The sequence below is a fragment of the Paenarthrobacter sp. R1 genome (genome assembly GCF_030264015.1).
Taxonomy (GTDB): Bacteria; Actinomycetota; Actinomycetes; order Actinomycetales; family Micrococcaceae; genus Arthrobacter; species Arthrobacter ureafaciens.
Genome location: NZ_CP127115.1, coordinates 423072 through 437260, shown reverse-complemented (window position 1 = coordinate 437260; position 14189 = coordinate 423072). Strand labels below are relative to the sequence as shown.

17 protein-coding genes are annotated in these 14189 nt (G+C 63.6%); 7 read left to right on the top strand and 10 right to left on the bottom strand.

Annotation, left to right across the window (positions count from 1 at the left end):
- Window positions 1–14: 14 nt before the first annotated feature.
- Window positions 15–2435, bottom strand: a complete 2421-nt coding sequence (locus QN084_RS02200; RefSeq protein WP_206599682.1) for a type IA DNA topoisomerase — start codon at window positions 2433–2435, stop codon at window positions 15–17.
- Window positions 2436–2672: 237 nt separating this feature from the next.
- Between QN084_RS02200 and QN084_RS02195 the strand changes: the two genes are divergently transcribed.
- The gene (locus QN084_RS02195) at window positions 2673–3164 is read left to right on the top strand and encodes a hypothetical protein (protein WP_069695089.1); all 492 of its coding nucleotides are present in this window, start codon (window positions 2673–2675) and stop codon (window positions 3162–3164) included.
- Here QN084_RS02195 and QN084_RS02190 read toward each other — a convergent pair.
- Together QN084_RS02190 and QN084_RS02185 are read right to left on the bottom strand one after the other, a co-directional pair.
- Window positions 3161–4055, bottom strand: a protein-coding gene (locus tag QN084_RS02190) for an IS5 family transposase (protein ID WP_206599970.1) whose coding sequence is annotated in 2 segments (ribosomal slippage) — window positions 3161–3709 and window positions 3711–4055 — 894 coding nt in all. Because the reading frame shifts where the segments join, the coding sequence is not laid out codon by codon here. The two genes, QN084_RS02195 and QN084_RS02190, sit on opposite strands and share 4 nt — an antisense overlap.
- A gap of 80 nt (window positions 4056–4135) precedes the next feature.
- A complete protein-coding gene (locus QN084_RS02185; RefSeq protein ID WP_069695088.1) occupies window positions 4136–4333 on the bottom strand; it encodes a leucine zipper domain-containing protein in 198 nt (65 codons plus the stop codon).
- 203 nt (window positions 4334–4536) lie between these two features.
- Here QN084_RS02185 and QN084_RS02180 point away from each other — a divergent pair, with 203 nt between their 5' ends.
- Entirely contained in the window at window positions 4537–4800 is a 264-nt protein-coding gene (locus QN084_RS02180; RefSeq protein ID WP_069695087.1) for a hypothetical protein, read from the top strand.
- 13 nt (window positions 4801–4813) lie between these two features.
- On the opposite strand, the gene QN084_RS02175 is transcribed toward QN084_RS02180, so the two are convergent.
- The gene (locus QN084_RS02175; protein ID WP_069695086.1) at window positions 4814–5791 is read right to left on the bottom strand and encodes a hypothetical protein; all 978 of its coding nucleotides are present in this window, start codon (window positions 5789–5791) and stop codon (window positions 4814–4816) included.
- Between the two features lie 261 nt (window positions 5792–6052).
- On the opposite strand from QN084_RS02175, the gene QN084_RS24145 reads away from it, so the two are divergent.
- Window positions 6053–6661 carry a transposase gene (locus QN084_RS24145; protein WP_139126768.1) on the top strand — a complete coding sequence of 203 codons (609 nt, stop codon included), beginning with the start codon at window positions 6053–6055 and terminating at the stop codon, window positions 6659–6661.
- 43 nt (window positions 6662–6704) lie between these two features.
- On the opposite strand, the gene QN084_RS02165 is transcribed toward QN084_RS24145, so the two are convergent.
- Both QN084_RS02165 and QN084_RS02160 read right to left on the bottom strand, forming a co-directional pair.
- On the bottom strand, window positions 6705–7727 hold the full coding sequence (locus QN084_RS02165) for a hypothetical protein (RefSeq protein ID WP_069695085.1): 1023 nt from the start codon (window positions 7725–7727) through the stop codon (window positions 6705–6707).
- Window positions 7724–8134 carry a hypothetical protein gene (locus tag QN084_RS02160; RefSeq protein ID WP_206599681.1) on the bottom strand — a complete coding sequence of 137 codons (411 nt, stop codon included), beginning with the start codon at window positions 8132–8134 and terminating at the stop codon, window positions 7724–7726. The genes QN084_RS02165 and QN084_RS02160 overlap by 4 nt, the downstream gene beginning before the upstream one ends.
- Window positions 8135–8522: 388 nt before the next feature.
- Between QN084_RS02160 and QN084_RS02155 the strand changes: the two genes are divergently transcribed.
- Both QN084_RS02155 and QN084_RS02150 read left to right on the top strand, forming a co-directional pair.
- Entirely contained in the window at window positions 8523–8999 is a 477-nt protein-coding gene (locus QN084_RS02155) for a LexA family protein (RefSeq protein ID WP_206599680.1), read from the top strand.
- Window positions 9000–9014: 15 nt separating this feature from the next.
- Window positions 9015–10319, top strand: coding sequence for a Y-family DNA polymerase (locus tag QN084_RS02150; RefSeq protein WP_069695084.1), 1305 nt, complete (start codon window positions 9015–9017; stop codon window positions 10317–10319).
- 70 nt (window positions 10320–10389) lie between these two features.
- Here the strand turns inward: QN084_RS02150 and QN084_RS02145 are convergent, their stop codons facing one another.
- Both QN084_RS02145 and QN084_RS02140 read right to left on the bottom strand, forming a co-directional pair.
- Complete coding sequence (locus QN084_RS02145; RefSeq protein WP_139126767.1) at window positions 10390–10674, bottom strand: hypothetical protein; 285 nt, start codon at window positions 10672–10674, stop codon at window positions 10390–10392.
- A gap of 108 nt (window positions 10675–10782) precedes the next feature.
- On the bottom strand, window positions 10783–11256 hold the full coding sequence (locus tag QN084_RS02140) for a hypothetical protein (RefSeq protein ID WP_069695083.1): 474 nt from the start codon (window positions 11254–11256) through the stop codon (window positions 10783–10785).
- Window positions 11257–11464: 208 nt separating this feature from the next.
- Here QN084_RS02140 and QN084_RS02135 point away from each other — a divergent pair, with 208 nt between their 5' ends.
- Entirely contained in the window at window positions 11465–11620 is a 156-nt protein-coding gene (locus tag QN084_RS02135) for a hypothetical protein (RefSeq protein WP_168529714.1), read from the top strand.
- An 86-nt stretch (window positions 11621–11706) separates the two neighbouring features.
- On the opposite strand, the gene QN084_RS02130 is transcribed toward QN084_RS02135, so the two are convergent.
- The gene (locus QN084_RS02130) at window positions 11707–12282 is read right to left on the bottom strand and encodes a mismatch-specific DNA-glycosylase (RefSeq protein WP_069695082.1); all 576 of its coding nucleotides are present in this window, start codon (window positions 12280–12282) and stop codon (window positions 11707–11709) included.
- A gap of 241 nt (window positions 12283–12523) precedes the next feature.
- Here QN084_RS02130 and QN084_RS02125 point away from each other — a divergent pair, with 241 nt between their 5' ends.
- Complete coding sequence (locus QN084_RS02125) at window positions 12524–13048, top strand: hypothetical protein (RefSeq protein ID WP_069695081.1); 525 nt, start codon at window positions 12524–12526, stop codon at window positions 13046–13048.
- Window positions 13049–13201: 153 nt separating this feature from the next.
- On the opposite strand, the gene QN084_RS02120 is transcribed toward QN084_RS02125, so the two are convergent.
- The gene (locus tag QN084_RS02120; RefSeq protein ID WP_069695080.1) at window positions 13202–14038 is read right to left on the bottom strand and encodes a hypothetical protein; all 837 of its coding nucleotides are present in this window, start codon (window positions 14036–14038) and stop codon (window positions 13202–13204) included.
- Between the last annotated feature and the right edge of the window lie 151 nt (window positions 14039–14189).

The window sequence follows — 14189 nt, the reverse complement described above, 5'->3', positions numbered from 1 at the left end:
CAGTCAGCGCTGCCTCATCCGAAGGAGGGGACGAGCTTCTTCTTGCCGCCCTCGTCCTTCCACTGGAGCTGGGCGTCGAACTTCTTCCCCTTGCTCGAGGTGAAGCCCGTGCCCTTGATCGTCTTGCCCGCGGCCAGCGCGGCGAGCTGGTCGTCGGTGAAGGCGACGCCGCACCAGCTCTTCGGCGGGGAGTCCAGGGAAGCCTCGAAGTCAGGCACGATCTTCTTGCCCTCGCCCTTCTTCTCCTCGCGGAAGAAGACCTTGCACTGGAAGCGGTTGCCCTTCTTCGAGACGAAGTCGCTGGACTCCACGCCCTCGCCGGCCATGAGGAGGTCGATCTCCTCGGGCGTGAAGGTGTAGTGGCACCAGGACTCCGGCGGCAGCGCGTTGCCGCTGGCGTCGCGGCGGCCGAAGCCGAGCTTCTGGAAGCCGACGAACTTCCGGCCCTTGAAAGTGCTCTCGCCGAGCTCGCCGAAGACCTCGTAGGCCTTGCCCGTCGTGCTCTTCGCCGAAAACTCGATGGTCTCCCCGGCCAGCAGCCGGGCGACCTCGTCATCGGTGAAACGGTGCCCGCCCCACTCCCGGGCGAACACCACACCCTTGCCCGTCTTGGCCCAGGTGCCCTGCGCCCGCTCCTTCCGGGTGACGGCCTCCTCCTTCAGTCCCAGCTCGGAGCGCATCGTCGCGGCGTTCTGCTGCATGGTCGCGATGTCCTCGCGCACCCAGTCGGCGACGACCGCCAGGCGCTCCTCGGCGCTCGGGCCCGTGCCTGCGGCGATCTCCTTCATGTCGGCGTAGACCTTCTCGGTCAGCGCCAGGTCGCCGATCCAGGTGCCCGGCAGCAGCCGCCAGCTCATGTCACCGGCTTCGGCCAGGGTGAGCTTGCGCCCCTTCTCCACCAGCAGCGGATACTTCGTCTTCGTCGAGGTCACCTCGGAGTACGTCGAGGTGCGGGTGGCACCGGTGCCCACGTCACGCTTCTCCAGCTGCTTCATCAGCCACTTCATGCTCGGGTGCTCCGGGCGCTTGTTCGCGCCCTCGAAGACGAACGGCTCGGCATTGGTGCCCAGACCCTTGGCAGACTCGTTCTCATCGCCCTCGGCCGTGTCGTCGCCCGCGTCCGGGTCGAACACCGCCTTCCAGCCCGCCGACAGCGGGACGTTGGCGATGCCCACGAAGTCCGGGTAGTCCTTGACGTGGCCCTTCTGCTGCTCGTAGACGTAGTCCTCGGCGATCATCGCCAGATAGTTCTTGCCCAGCGTCTCGTAGATCAGGCGGCCGGCCTTGCCGAAGCGCTGCTCGACGTCGTCGAGAGAGGCGGGCACCTTCGGGCCGGGCCGGTTCGCGCCGTGCGCGCCCTGCGGCTTCACGTGCGTCGTCCGCGGCTGGCGGTGCGTCAGGAGCTTCACGTCCACCCCCACGACCCCGGCAATCCTGTCCACCAGCGGCGCGAGCTCGTTGAACTGCTCGGGGGTGATCATCTTGTCCTCAGTGCGCGGGTAGCTGACGACCTGGGCCTCGTACATCTTCTGATAGGTCGAGAGCACCAGCTGGGCCTTGATCCCCTTGCCGACCAGAAGCGAGGACAGCGCGGCCAGGTCCAGCAGCTTCGGCGGCGCAGTCTGCTTCGCCGCCTTGCCGTCCAGCACGACAGGGGAGGGGCCGTACTGGTTCGGCACCTGGTCCTTCCGGTCGAACCGCGGCTCCTCCGGGTTCGTGTACATCACATCGTTCTCGTCGCGGAACCGGTTCTGGAAGAACGGCTTCTTGACGTAGTCGTTGTATGCCTTGAGCTGGTCGCCGACGAGCTTGACCATCGCCGACTTCAACCGGCCCTGGCGCAGCACCGTGTCCTGCCCGGACTGGCGGGCCATGTTCGTGGCGATGCGCGTGAACTGCATCGAGAGCAGGTCGAACTGCGAGCGGTAGCGGGCCTTCTTGTACTCATCGAAGTCCAGCAGTGAGGCGATCGCCTTGCGGCTGGCAAACGCCTTCTGCAGCGACGCCGGGGCCTCGTCGGTGAAGTACATGCGCGACCACTTGCCCGGCTTGAGCCCCAGCTCAAGGAAGGCGTTGACCGCGATCATGCCGCCCTCGCCCGTGGGGTCGACGTCGGTGGCGATGACGATCTCGTCGCACTTGCCCAGCGTGCGTTTCACGTCCTGGGCGACCGGCCCCGCGTCCTTGATCACCTCCAGGCTCCAGTCGAGCTGCTGCGGGTCCCACGGCAGGTTGCCCAGGTCCCAGGTGCGGTACTTCTCGGCCGCATCCGGATCCGCGACCATCCGGTGCGGATCGGCGAACTCGTACAGGTGGCCCCGGGCGTGGGCGATGACGAACTGCTCCCCGTTGTACGTGCCGTTCATGCCGCCGAGGGCTGCGGCGAAGTGCCGCGCCGCGCTCGGCTTCTCGGTGAGGATCCCGACAACCATCATGACTCCCTTTCGTCGGTGACTCATAAACCAATCGACTCATAAATCAGTGATCAGTCTATCGACAGAACGAGTCCAATGGCGAGTCAGAGCGAGTCTCGCAGCGAGTCGAATGGGAGCGGCGAGACCCGCGCCGGCACGCCGGTCAGAGAGGGCCCGGATCATTCACGGCGACCCCGGATCGAGGTAACGTCTATAGAGTCGCCACCCGCTCACGCCCGACCCAGGAGCACGAATCCCATGGCCCTCGACCACGCATTCCTGCGCACCCCACAGGATTTCAACAGCATGCTCATCGAGATGCAGGAGGGCAGCTGGCCGCCGGACGAGGCCGACGTCATCCGTATTGCCCAGGGATGCTCAATGCTGATCGAGTGCATCGACACCTGGGAGAGCGCCACGCACGGCAAGAATGTCTTCGACGTCGCCCGCGGAGAGATCTGCACGGCCGACGTACGGCGGCTCCTCGCCCAGGAGGTCTCACTGAGCTACGAGGGCGACGTCGCAGTGCTGCTGGTGCCGCCGGGGGACGATCGCGTGCGCGTGGAAATCCGTGCGGACGTCGACGAATACCAGGGCCTGCTGCGCCGTCCGGAGATGGTCCTGGATTGGGAGCAGGGTGGTAAGCAGCACGAGCACTACATCTCACTCAAGCCCAAGGGCGCGCACTGGTACATGCTGTCGCAGCTGCGTGACGACATGAAGGAAGGCCGGCTTACCGTCCGGTCCTAGGCCGTGTTGATCAAGTCGCTTTTGATCCAGATCAGGGTGGTGGCGAGGCTGATGGCGGCTCGGTAGCTGCGGGCGGTCTTGTCTGATCGCATGGCGATGCCGCGCCACTGTTTGAGCTTGTTGAAGGAGCGTTCGACGACGTTGCGGCCGCGGTAGCGGAGCTTCTGCTCGTCGCCGAAGTCGATCGGGCGTCCCGGCTTCTTGCGGCGGTGAGCGATCTGGTCGTCACGCTCCGGGATGGTCGCGGCGATCCCTCGCTGACGCAGCCAGGCACGGTTCGTCTTCGACGGGTAGCCCTTGTCGGCGAGGACTCGATCTGGTCGCGTTCGTGGTCTTCCGACGCCTGGGCGGGGGACACGGATGTGTTCGAGGGTGGTCGCCAGCATCGTGGTGTCGTTGATGTTGCCGCCGGTGAGCACCCATCCCAGCGGCCGCCCCTTGCCATCGGCGACCAGGTGAATCTTGCAGGTCAACCCGCCACGGGACCGGCCAATCGCGTGGTCAGGCGGCTCGAACCACGGATTCTTGTGATTCGGTGGAGCCCCCTGTGTCCCGGGCGAGGGTCGCACCGTGCTGATGCACGCGGGTGATCGTGGAGTCGATCGACACCACCCAATCGAGCCGGCCCGCCGCGTCGGACTGCCGCTGCACCTCGGCGAGCAGCCTGTCCCAGGTGCCGTCGTGCGCCCACCGGGTGAACCGCTTATAGACCGAGTTCCACTTCCCGAACCGCTCCGGCAGATCACGCCACGGCGCACCCGTCCGGTACTTCCACGCCATCCCCTCAACCGCGAGACGATGATCCGTCCACGGCCGCGACCTCCCCGTCACCGTCGGCATCAACGGCTCCAGAACGGTCCACACCTCGTCAGAGACCTCGCGACGCGTCATCCCTCAAGACTCGCCCATCGACCACCGAAACCACTTGATCAACACGGCCTAAGGCGTGTCTCTTTATTGGCGTAGCCACATCAGGCATGCGTAGAGGGCGACGCCGGCCCGGTAGGTGAGCGAGAGCTTGTCGTACCGGTGGCGACGCCGCGCCATTGCATGAAGCGGTTGAAGGACTGCTCGACGGCGGACCGGGCCAGCGGCCACCGGTCCTCGACGATGCAGCGGGCCAGTCGGAGCCGGCCCTTCGGGGTCAGGACGGCGTCAGCGTGGGACATTGAAGACCTCCGGGTCGGGCGTGATGACTGTCGCAAGCACCACCCCATCCGGAGGTCGTCTTCATGTCACGCACCCACACCGGGCATCACCAACGTCCATGGGTATTACACCTAGCCGGCGCTGCGGATCGTTTTTCCGGCGGTGTTGAGTAAGCGCCGGGATGCTCTGGTGCTGCTCTGATGGTCTAGTTAGGGTGTCAGGCATGGCAGCCATTGACCTCGAAACAACACAGAACCAGGCGCGCAAACTATTGAGACACCGGATTGCCTCGGTGACCGAACTCGCCAAGGCCCGGCCGCGCAGGGACCAGCTCTCGGAACAGGTTAAAGAAGCCGAACGGGAGAACAAGCGCGCCCATGCCCGTGCACGCCGGGACGGTTGGAGCGAAGAGGAGCTGAAGAAGCTGGGCCTCGATGAAACCGGAGGAGTGCGGCGGCGTACGCGAAGGGCGGCAAACACGGCGTAAGCTGCTGGACCCCTTAGGGGTTCAACCGACTGGCAATCCATGGCACGACCACAAGTGAGCTAATTACGAGTATCAACGATACTTTTTCGCCTACTCCTGGGGCTTGGGCCTCGACAGCGATGGACACCACCGGTACAGCCGCAATCCACATCAGAACCCCCCTGAACCCGCTGACGATCGGCCGCTTTCGCGGTTCAGGGTTGAGGTGCTTGTAAAGGCTGGAATCTCTGGGCAGCACCTCAGCCTCGGCCGGCTGCCGGCGGCTTTCCTGGACAGCTTTACCGCGGACTCGTACAGGGGCGCTATGGACCCACTTCCAGTCCGGGATCTCTCCTTCGGGGTCGAGAAATTCTGGGTATACCGGATGTGTCCTGGGCCTAAGATGCTCCTCGCGGTACTGCCGTACATCCCCCGATCCATCGGCTGCATAAACAAAGTGCTCTCCAGAGCGTCGGCCCAGGCTGGGACCCATGGGGTCCGGCCCAATTACGGCGTCCTCGAAGCGGACATTACCGTCGTCTGCAACTACCCAGTCACCGATCTGGAGCCGCTCCCTTTTGCCGTCTTCGGAGTGGTACCAAAGGCTGAGGTGTGCGTCGCCAAAGAACGCGGACTCCTTAGTCGACTCGTCCGTCACTTTGTAAGGTCGGTCGCCATCCGCCACAAACTTCTCAATGACTGCATGTGCGAAGTGCGTTGTTCCGTCGTTCACGATGACTGTATCGCCAAGGTAATAATGCCCCACGCGCCAGGCATCGTCGGCAGAGCGTAGTTTGACTCCTTCTTCTTTGAAGAAGTCCCCCTTCTCCGGATTGCAGGCGTGCACCACGTAGTAGGCGTACTTAGTTCTGTTGTAGGGGCTGGCCGTCCTATCGTCGGGATCCAGGACTTGAGCTATCACTCCGTCTGCGATGTGTTCGATCTGGACGCCGTACAACCAGTCCTTGGCATCTACCAGATCACCGACTTTGAGTTTTCTTTCTTCGTCCATCCCCCAGTGGTCCTTTCAGCTCAGCGTTTCTGAGACTGATTTTCCACTACCCGGGTAACTATCATGGATTGTGAAGACAGTCCGAGCGTTCGAGTCCTGAGTCTTCCAGTACCCTGCTGTCGACCGCTTGTGTTGGACGCCGGGCGGGAGGGAAGCTTGGACCGTAGCGTTAGAGGGGAAGCTCGCCCGCATTGAGCGCTTTAGTGCCGTTAGTGCGGTGTCTCCTAAATAGGTCCCAGTCGGGATGGAAGTCTTGGAGGCGTGTCACGTTTCCAAGTTTTCGCCGATGAGCAGTGGGCCCGCGTCCAACCCATGCTTCCCTCCTCGGACGGGCAGCGGGGCAGGCCGTTCCGCGACCACCGGCAGGTGGTGGAGGGCATCGTCTACCGGTATCGGTGCGGGATCGCCTGGCGCGACCTGCCGACGGCCTTCGGTCCCTGGCAGACCGCGGCGATGTACCTGGCGCTGGCAGCAGCCTGGTCGGCCCGGAACTGCGGGTCCTGGCGGTACCGGCGGGAGTGGTCGCGCTTGCAGGGACGGCACACCCACGTGCCGTCCTTGGCCCAGGAGCCGTTGTCTGTGTTCATCGCGTGCCCGCGGGCACAGGTGCGGCTGCCCGGCCGGCGCAACGGCTTGGCCCCCTTCTGCATGTGCCCGGGGTTGACGCAGGCCCTGCGACCACAGGCCATCCGCAGGATCTCGTCCTGCGTCAGGGACCCGAGCCCGAGCGCCTGCTGCAGGGCCTCCCAGGCCTATCGGCGCGGCGTGACCGAGGACCGGCCGTTCGACAAGCCGAAGCGACCCGAGGCGGTCCAGACCCAGCAGCCTGTGCCGTCGAGCCTGCCCGCCTCCTTATCGACCTTCTCCTAGAACCGCTCGGCGTCGATCGCTGCGCTCCTGGGCATGGTCATGCTCACCGGATCGGCCGCCCTTCCCGCTCGCGCTCGAGCTTCGCCTGCTTCTTCGTCGCCTCCCGCACCCGATCGCGCACGAAGACCGCGTCCTTGTGCGTGATCGGAGCCTCGTGGACGTCGTGCGAGCCGCGCAGGAAGTTGCTCGTGCGGTCCGCGATCGAATACGCCACAGCCTGCTCGATCGCGGCGCTGGTCTCCTTCACCTCGCCCAGCTGTCCGTGCAGGCCAGCCAGGACCTGGGACTGCTCACGGGCCCGCCGCTCCAAGGCCTCCATGCGCGCCGCGATGCTGCCCAGCAGCGGATCGCGGGAGCGGAACAGCTGCGCCGCGCGCCGCGTGGCCGCATCGGTCTCCAGTCCGAGGTCGAGCTGGGCCAGAAGGAAAGCCGTGACCAGGCTGGCCTGGCTCAGCCGTTCGGCGAACTCGCGGGCTGCCGTGTCACCGACACCGAGCTCACGGACGGCCGCTGAACGCAGCTGCTCACGCAGCGCACCGACGATAGCCTCGGGCAGGGCCCGGACCGCCGGCTGGCTCTTCACGCCGTCGAGCCGGAAGCCGGTCTGCGGCAACGACTCGCTGCCCTCGTCCCCTCCACCGGAGCCGCCCCTGGCCGCCGCTGACTGCACGGCCTCCTGATGGTCGGTGTGCTGGAGCGGGACAGGCGGGATGAGCTCGGCATCCTCCAGCTGCGGGACCGGGATGTCCACAGGATGCGCTTCGGCGTCGGCGTCGTCGTGCATCTGGGGCATCGCCGCTGTGTCCACGGCGACCGCATCGCTCTGGGCCGGGGGAGTGGCGCTGCCTGCTCCCGAGCCTCCGCGCTGGCCGGCACCGGTGTCCCGGTAGAGATCCTCGGCGCTCTGCTGCGCGGCCTCATCCTTCTCCGGCTCCGGCTGCTGTGCTCGTTCCTGGATCCGCTTCAAGCCTTCGCGCCCGCCGGTCCGGTACGCGTCGAGGAAAGACGTGTCGACGTCCATCAGCTCGTCGGTGGACGGCATAATCCCGTTCAGTCCCTGGCTCACGTCAGCTCCCCGTTCTCCTCGTCCAGCAGATAGTTGTCGCCCCTGGTCAGCCCGAGCAGGGAGTCGAAGCCCATGGTCACGACCCGCTCGAGGTTGGCGTTGTTCGTCGAGAGCGCCTTGAGCTCGTCGATGACCTGGTTGATACGCGCGGTGAGCAGATCGGGGATGTCGAAGTCGAGGTTCTCGCGCTGGACCTTCTCGGCGATGGCCTCGGCGTAGTACTCGTTGACGGAGGAGTAGCCGCGCCGCTGCGCCCAGTACTCCGCCCGCTGCCTCTCGTCCGAGGACAGGCGGGTGAAGACCCGCTCCCTGCGGTCGCCGCCGTTATGGTCGGTGCTTGGTCCACCGGACCTGCTCGCAGCCCGCACAGCGGGAGGCGCAGCCTTCGGTTCATCGACGACGGTCATGTCTGGCCTCTCCTGTCGTATTCGACTGATGTACGAGTCCATTCTATCGGCATTCGACTACCTGTCACGAATGGCGGGGCAATGAACAAGCAACAGACCTTTGCATAATGATCCGGGAGGCAGGTAGAGTCGTCCGCATCACCCGGTCAGCGCCTGATCGCGTGTCCCCCAAAGGGCGGCCCCGGGTCCTCGGCCCCAAGGCCGGGGCCGCTGAACGTTGGTTCGCACCTCCTGTTCGTGCGAAAAAGAGAAGGCCCCGGCGCGCATGAAGCGCACCGGGGCCTTTTTCCTGCCTGCCGTCCCGGCTCCCGGGCCGTCCAACCCTGCGCGGCATTTGCTCCACATTGCATGTCGCTCCCGCCCGGGCATACGATGAGTTATCGAACATATGTTCGAAAAGGAAGTGGACATGCAGGCCTCGCAGCCAGAACCCTTGGCTCTGAATGAGCCACTGATACTCCCGTTTGCACCGGAAGCAGTAGCCTGCGGCTTCCCCAGCCCGGCGGAGGGCTATTGGTCCGGCGACCTTGATCTCGTCCAACACCTGGTCCGGGATCCAAGCAGCACGTACATATGGCGTGCAGCCGGCCATTCCATGACCGGAGCCGGAATCAATGACGGTGACCTGCTGCTCGTCGACCGAGGGATCGATCCCGTTCCAGGCAAGATCGTGATCGCCGTCGTCGACGGCGAATACACCGTCAAACGACTCGATGTCATCCGGGGACGCACGGTTCTCTTGGCAGAGAACCTCGACTACGCAGACATCGTTCTCCAGGAACACACGGAGATGTCGGTCTGGGGTGTGGTCACCTGGATCCTGTCTCCTCCGAAAATCAAACGTGGTGTCAGACCCCGCCGATAGTCTCCGGCCGTGGCAATGACTGTTCCGACTCCAGCACCCGATCAAATTGCACTCGTAGACTGCGTCTCCTTTTACGCCAACGCGGAGCGGGTCTTCGACCCGACGCTGCACAACCGGCCGACCCTTGTCTTATCGAACAATGATGGTTGTGTGGTCGCCGCGTGCCCGCTGGTGAAGGCACTGGACCCCGACATCATGGGCAAGCCGTGGTTCAAGATCCGCGGCTGGTGCCAAGCCAAAGGCGTCGAAGCCAGGTCATCGAACTATGAGCTCTATGGCTCGCTGAGCGCACGCGTTGCCACCATCCTGGGCCGCTTCAGTGCGTGGCAGGAAGTGTATTCGATCGACGAAAGCTGGCTGAAACTCCGGGGGACTCCTGAAGAACTCGAACCACTGGGCCAGGAGATCCGACGGACTGTCCTCCAGTTGACCGGCATACCCGTTCGTGTGGCCATCGCTCCCACGAAGACCCTTGCCAAAGTCGCCGCCCTGGGCATCAAGAAAAACCCTGCATTCGATGGAGTGCTCGATCTCCGGCGGTTTCCGGAGGAGCAGCTTGACCGGATTCTGGACTCCCTCCATGTCACTGACCTCTGGGGCGTCGCCGGACGTAACGGCAAGCGCCTGGCTGCGCTCGGCATCCATACAGCCAGGGAACTGCGCGACGCTGATGCCAAATGGCTCCGCAAGCGGTTCTCCGTCGTCATGGAGAGGACAGTCCTCGAGCTCCGGGGCCAGAAATGCATCGAGCTGGAGACTCAGCCACGGGCCGCCAAAGACCAACTCATCTACTCCAGAAGCTTCTCCCGCAAGATCACCGACTCCGACGAAATGCACCAGGTGCTCTCGATCTACGCACAGCGGGTCTCGGCGCGGCTGCGGGCCCAGGGTTCTGTGGCCGGCGTGCTCTCAGTGTGGGTCTCGACCGGCTGGGCCGACGAAGGATCCGTCCCGCATTCAGCACATAAAGCCGTACCGCTGCCTGTGCCTACGGATGACCCGATCACGCTCACCAAAGCCTGCAGCGCAATCCTGGCTGAACTCTTCCCTGCAGCCGGGATCCGCTACGCCCGCGCCGGCGTTGTACTCACCGATCTGCGTCGCGCCGACGGCGTCCAGGCCCTGCCCCTGTTCCAGCCCGAGTTCGAAGGCCGGGGAATAGGTAAAGTGCTCGACGACATCACCCGGAAACTCGGCCCGCAGGCAGTCGGCGTAGGCCTCGGCGGCATGAAGACACCACCGGAATGGGAGATGAAACGCGCCATGCTCTCGAAGCGCTGCACGACCCACTGGGACGAGCTGCCGGTCGCTGTGGCATAGCGGGGTCAGGGAAGCGCAGGACCTCAACAGCACCCGCGGCGGCAGCAAATTCAAGCAGCGACCTGCCACATTAAAGCGCGGCTTCGAGTTCCTCCGAGGAATACCCGAACATGTAATCCTCATCCTTACCGTGTGAGGCCCAGATCTGAGCTGCATCGTAAACACTCAGCGCCTCGCTGTCGTCATCGTCATCGTCGTCCAGACCGTAACGACACTCAAGGCAGTACATCTCGGAGTAAACAAACTTTTTCACCAGGGGCGTCCCACAGTTGGGGCACGGGGGCGTTTCACCCTCGTAGACATCGATCTCGTCCCAGCTTTTTTCCTTCTTCGCAAGGAAATCAAAGATACCCAAAAGCCCTACCGTCCCAATACGTCCCACCGAAGCCGTTTCTGATAAGAGATAAACCGCTGACGACAAGCACAACCGCAATTTCCGACACGGTCAGTATTTCATGGCCTGTTAGGTACTACCTCCACGCGAGTAAGGCGATACCTGGATGAACTTTGTCTCGGTGCCGCCGGGACCGTAGTGCTGCACGCGCTGGTGCCCGCTGACAATATGCTCGGTCGGAGACTTTCTGCTGGCCTCCTCGCCGATGCCCTCGAAAGCCGCCTCCGTGAACTCAGGGATCTTCTCCCAGACCGCCGCGCTGACCTGCTTGAATGCGTCGGGCGACCTCAGTGTCAACAACGTGACCGCGCCAGCAGCCGCAAGAGCGCCAACGGCGAGACCTGTCCTGAAAGCCGGATGCTCCTTGATCCGCTGCCAGCGGGTCGGGCCCTGGCTCATCTCCTGCTCGCAGACTCCGGCGGTCTCAGGGTTGCGCACTTCGCCGGGCTCAGACTGGACTGATTTGTCCTTGGGCTGCTGAAGACGTGATGGATTGAGTGGCTGCGCCCGATCGAACGGGCCTTCTTGATCGTGATCGGGCACTCGGGCAGTCTATCCTTTACCGGCAATCCCAGTCTCACTCCGGTCCGATTCAAGTTGCCGACCGTAGTCCGACGCCTTCGATGGCGCGCCGATCAAAGACATTCATTTCACAGCTTAGGCAGGCCTACTCACTGCGCATGCTGTTACTTGACACTTTCACTTCTCCAGCGGACAGAGGACGGCCGAGCAGGGCTCTATGCTCAGAGCTATGAAGGTTGAATTGACCATTGAAGCTGCCCAGGGCGAAATGATGCGCGTCAGCGCCACGGGCCCCGACTATGACGCCGCCATGGCTGCGGCGAAAGCAAAAATCCCGGAAGGCTCCCGGGCAATTGTCATCCGCGTCGGGGACCGGGAGGCCTAAACGGCCCAGGGAGCGACAAAGCTGCCCGAGCCATCGAGTGCCTGAATTCTCGGAACCAGATGTCGGTCGATCGAGCGGCTGCGGATTCACTGCTGCCGATCAGTTTCTCCAACCCGCACATCGCTGGTGACAAGCTGGCCCATCTCCAGCCAATAGTCGATGGCCGCACGCCTCTCACCGGTATTGTCCATGCACAACCGCGCGTCCCTGACTTGAGGAGAGCTCCCAGGTGCCACAAAAACGCGGCTCTCGCCCAGCTTCCATTCCTGTAGCCCAAAACCGTCGTACCTATGCCCGTTGAAGCGTGCATGCTTCTTTGCGTGCTCGGCCCCGTTGAAGACCACCCATGCCGGAGTCAAAGGTAGTACGCGATCCAGAAATCCCTGATGGTCGTAGGCAAGGCCTCTGTTGTTCCCTTGAGCCACCGTCTTGTTCAGGTCTGTTACACCAATCCCGTACTCGAGGAGTTTCAGTTCATCCTTCGGTCGAAGAATGACGTCAGTGAGCCCAGCAAGGAACAGTCGCCGCCAAAACGAGTTCTGAATATTGGAGTAATAGTGCCCCTCCCGGGCGCTCACATTCCCGACTGCCGTGCCGACAACGACGACGTGAAGCCCTGGGGCGAGGATGTCCGATAGAACGTGCTCGGACCTGTCAGGCATAGCTACTCCTCAGATACTGGAACGATGTCGCCGTGAGACTTCCAAGGAAGTCCACGCCCGCCGTGAGGAATCACGCCTTATGTTGAGCGACGCAAGTAGCCAAATTATGCGCCTGAAATGAGACCCGGACCAGACAACCGCTCTCACTGTGGCGTGGGCCTTCTATGTCATACCTGCATGCAAAGCTGAAACATCACCGACGGACCATTTCCGTCGGAGCCAGCACAGCACGAGGGGGACCATGACTTACATCTACATTTCCGAACCCAACTTCTGGTGGCGCGCCGACGTCGGACAGATCCGGAAGTTCGTACCCGTTGACCCTGACGTCGATGACGGACGGCGGCGCTGGCCGGACCGCGACGAGCAGCGCTGGGATCTGATTGCACAGGCTGTCACCCAGGTCTCGCAGGCCCTGGCCGCCGGGGAATGGGAGAAGGACGAAGACCAGGGCAGCCATGGCCTTGTCCGGATTGACGCCGAAGAACTGACTGGCACCGAAAAGAAGATCGTCCAAAAGTGGTTCAGCATGGACGAGCCCGTGCGCATGGATCCTTGGTTCGAGCCGATTCAGAACGGCCGCCACCGGCTGTGGTCGACACTGGACTTCTTCGGCAGTGACCCGGTTCCCATCAAGGGCGACGCCATTCGGCTACGCAAATCCGGCGGATACCGAGGTGCTGGGGTCCAACTGGCAGCACCTCTTCGTGAAGAACGTCGAAGAGCTCGAGGCTGTGACCTGGTTCGACACCGCCGACCCCGTTAACGTTCGTTTTGCCAGGGCCCTAAAGACTGCAGCCGGCGGACAGTTCCCGGCATCGTGCTGATCAAGCCCACCCATTGAAAAAGATGCACCCCGGGAAGCAACAGCTTCCCGGGGTGCATCTTTTTCCGACCCTGGCCCAGACACAGAGGCCGCTCAGGCCTTCCCGTTCTTCGGTGTCGCACTGGCCGTGCAGTCCACGAGCGCCGCGGTGAAATCCCTCGACTTCCAGATCGTCTTGTCCTCTTCCTTCGGCAGGAAGTCCGAGATCGAACCGGCCCCTATTGACGCGCCGCCGGCGAGGAAACGCAGCGTCTCCTGCGAAAACCCCGCCTGGAAGACGACGCCTGCCAGGCACTCGCCCGAGGCCTCGTAGGTCTTCTTCTGGTCCTCGTTCAGCGCATAGGAGGAGAACATCGAGACCAGTCCCGCGGTCAGCTGCGAGGAGGAGTTGATGCTCGTGCCCTGCGGCACGGGGAACTTCGGCGTGAGATCCGGCTGCCGGGCCTGGGGGAGCTCCTGTCCCTGCTTCGGCGGTGCGTAGACCTGGTCCTTGCCGTCGGTGCCGGCCGTGGCACCCGGAGTCGGGGTCGGCAGGATCACCGCATCGACGCAGGCGTCGAACTTGTCGCGCAGCTCAGGGGAGAGCAGGATCGCGGCGTCCATCACGCTGACCTCGCGCAGGCCATTGGCCACCGCGGCGATGTCATCGCTGCCCTTGCCAACAATGTAGGCCTGCCCGGTGTCCGAAAGCTTCTTGTCCTGCACAGCACGGACCAGGCATGCGCCGCCATCAGTGCTTTTGGCCCCGGTGCCCTGGAACACCAGCCGGTCCAGCGCCTTGCCCAGATCCTCGCTGGCCACCTTCGCCGTGCTCGCGCTCGGCGACGGCTGGGCCGCTTCCGGGCCACCGGAGCATCCGGCGAGCAGGCTGCCCAGCACCGCCAGCGCAGCGGCGGACAGGGCCGCCTTCCTCGTCATCAGGGTCTTCATCGCTATGGCCTCTCCTGCCGGGTCGATGTCTGCGCCGGATGGCACACAGCTCGCATCCGACTGGTCTTCCAGTACATCTTATCGGATAGGTTCATTGAATGGTCTATCGAATGATGCTCGGAAGAGCGGCGCGAAAGGCTGCTGAAAGAGC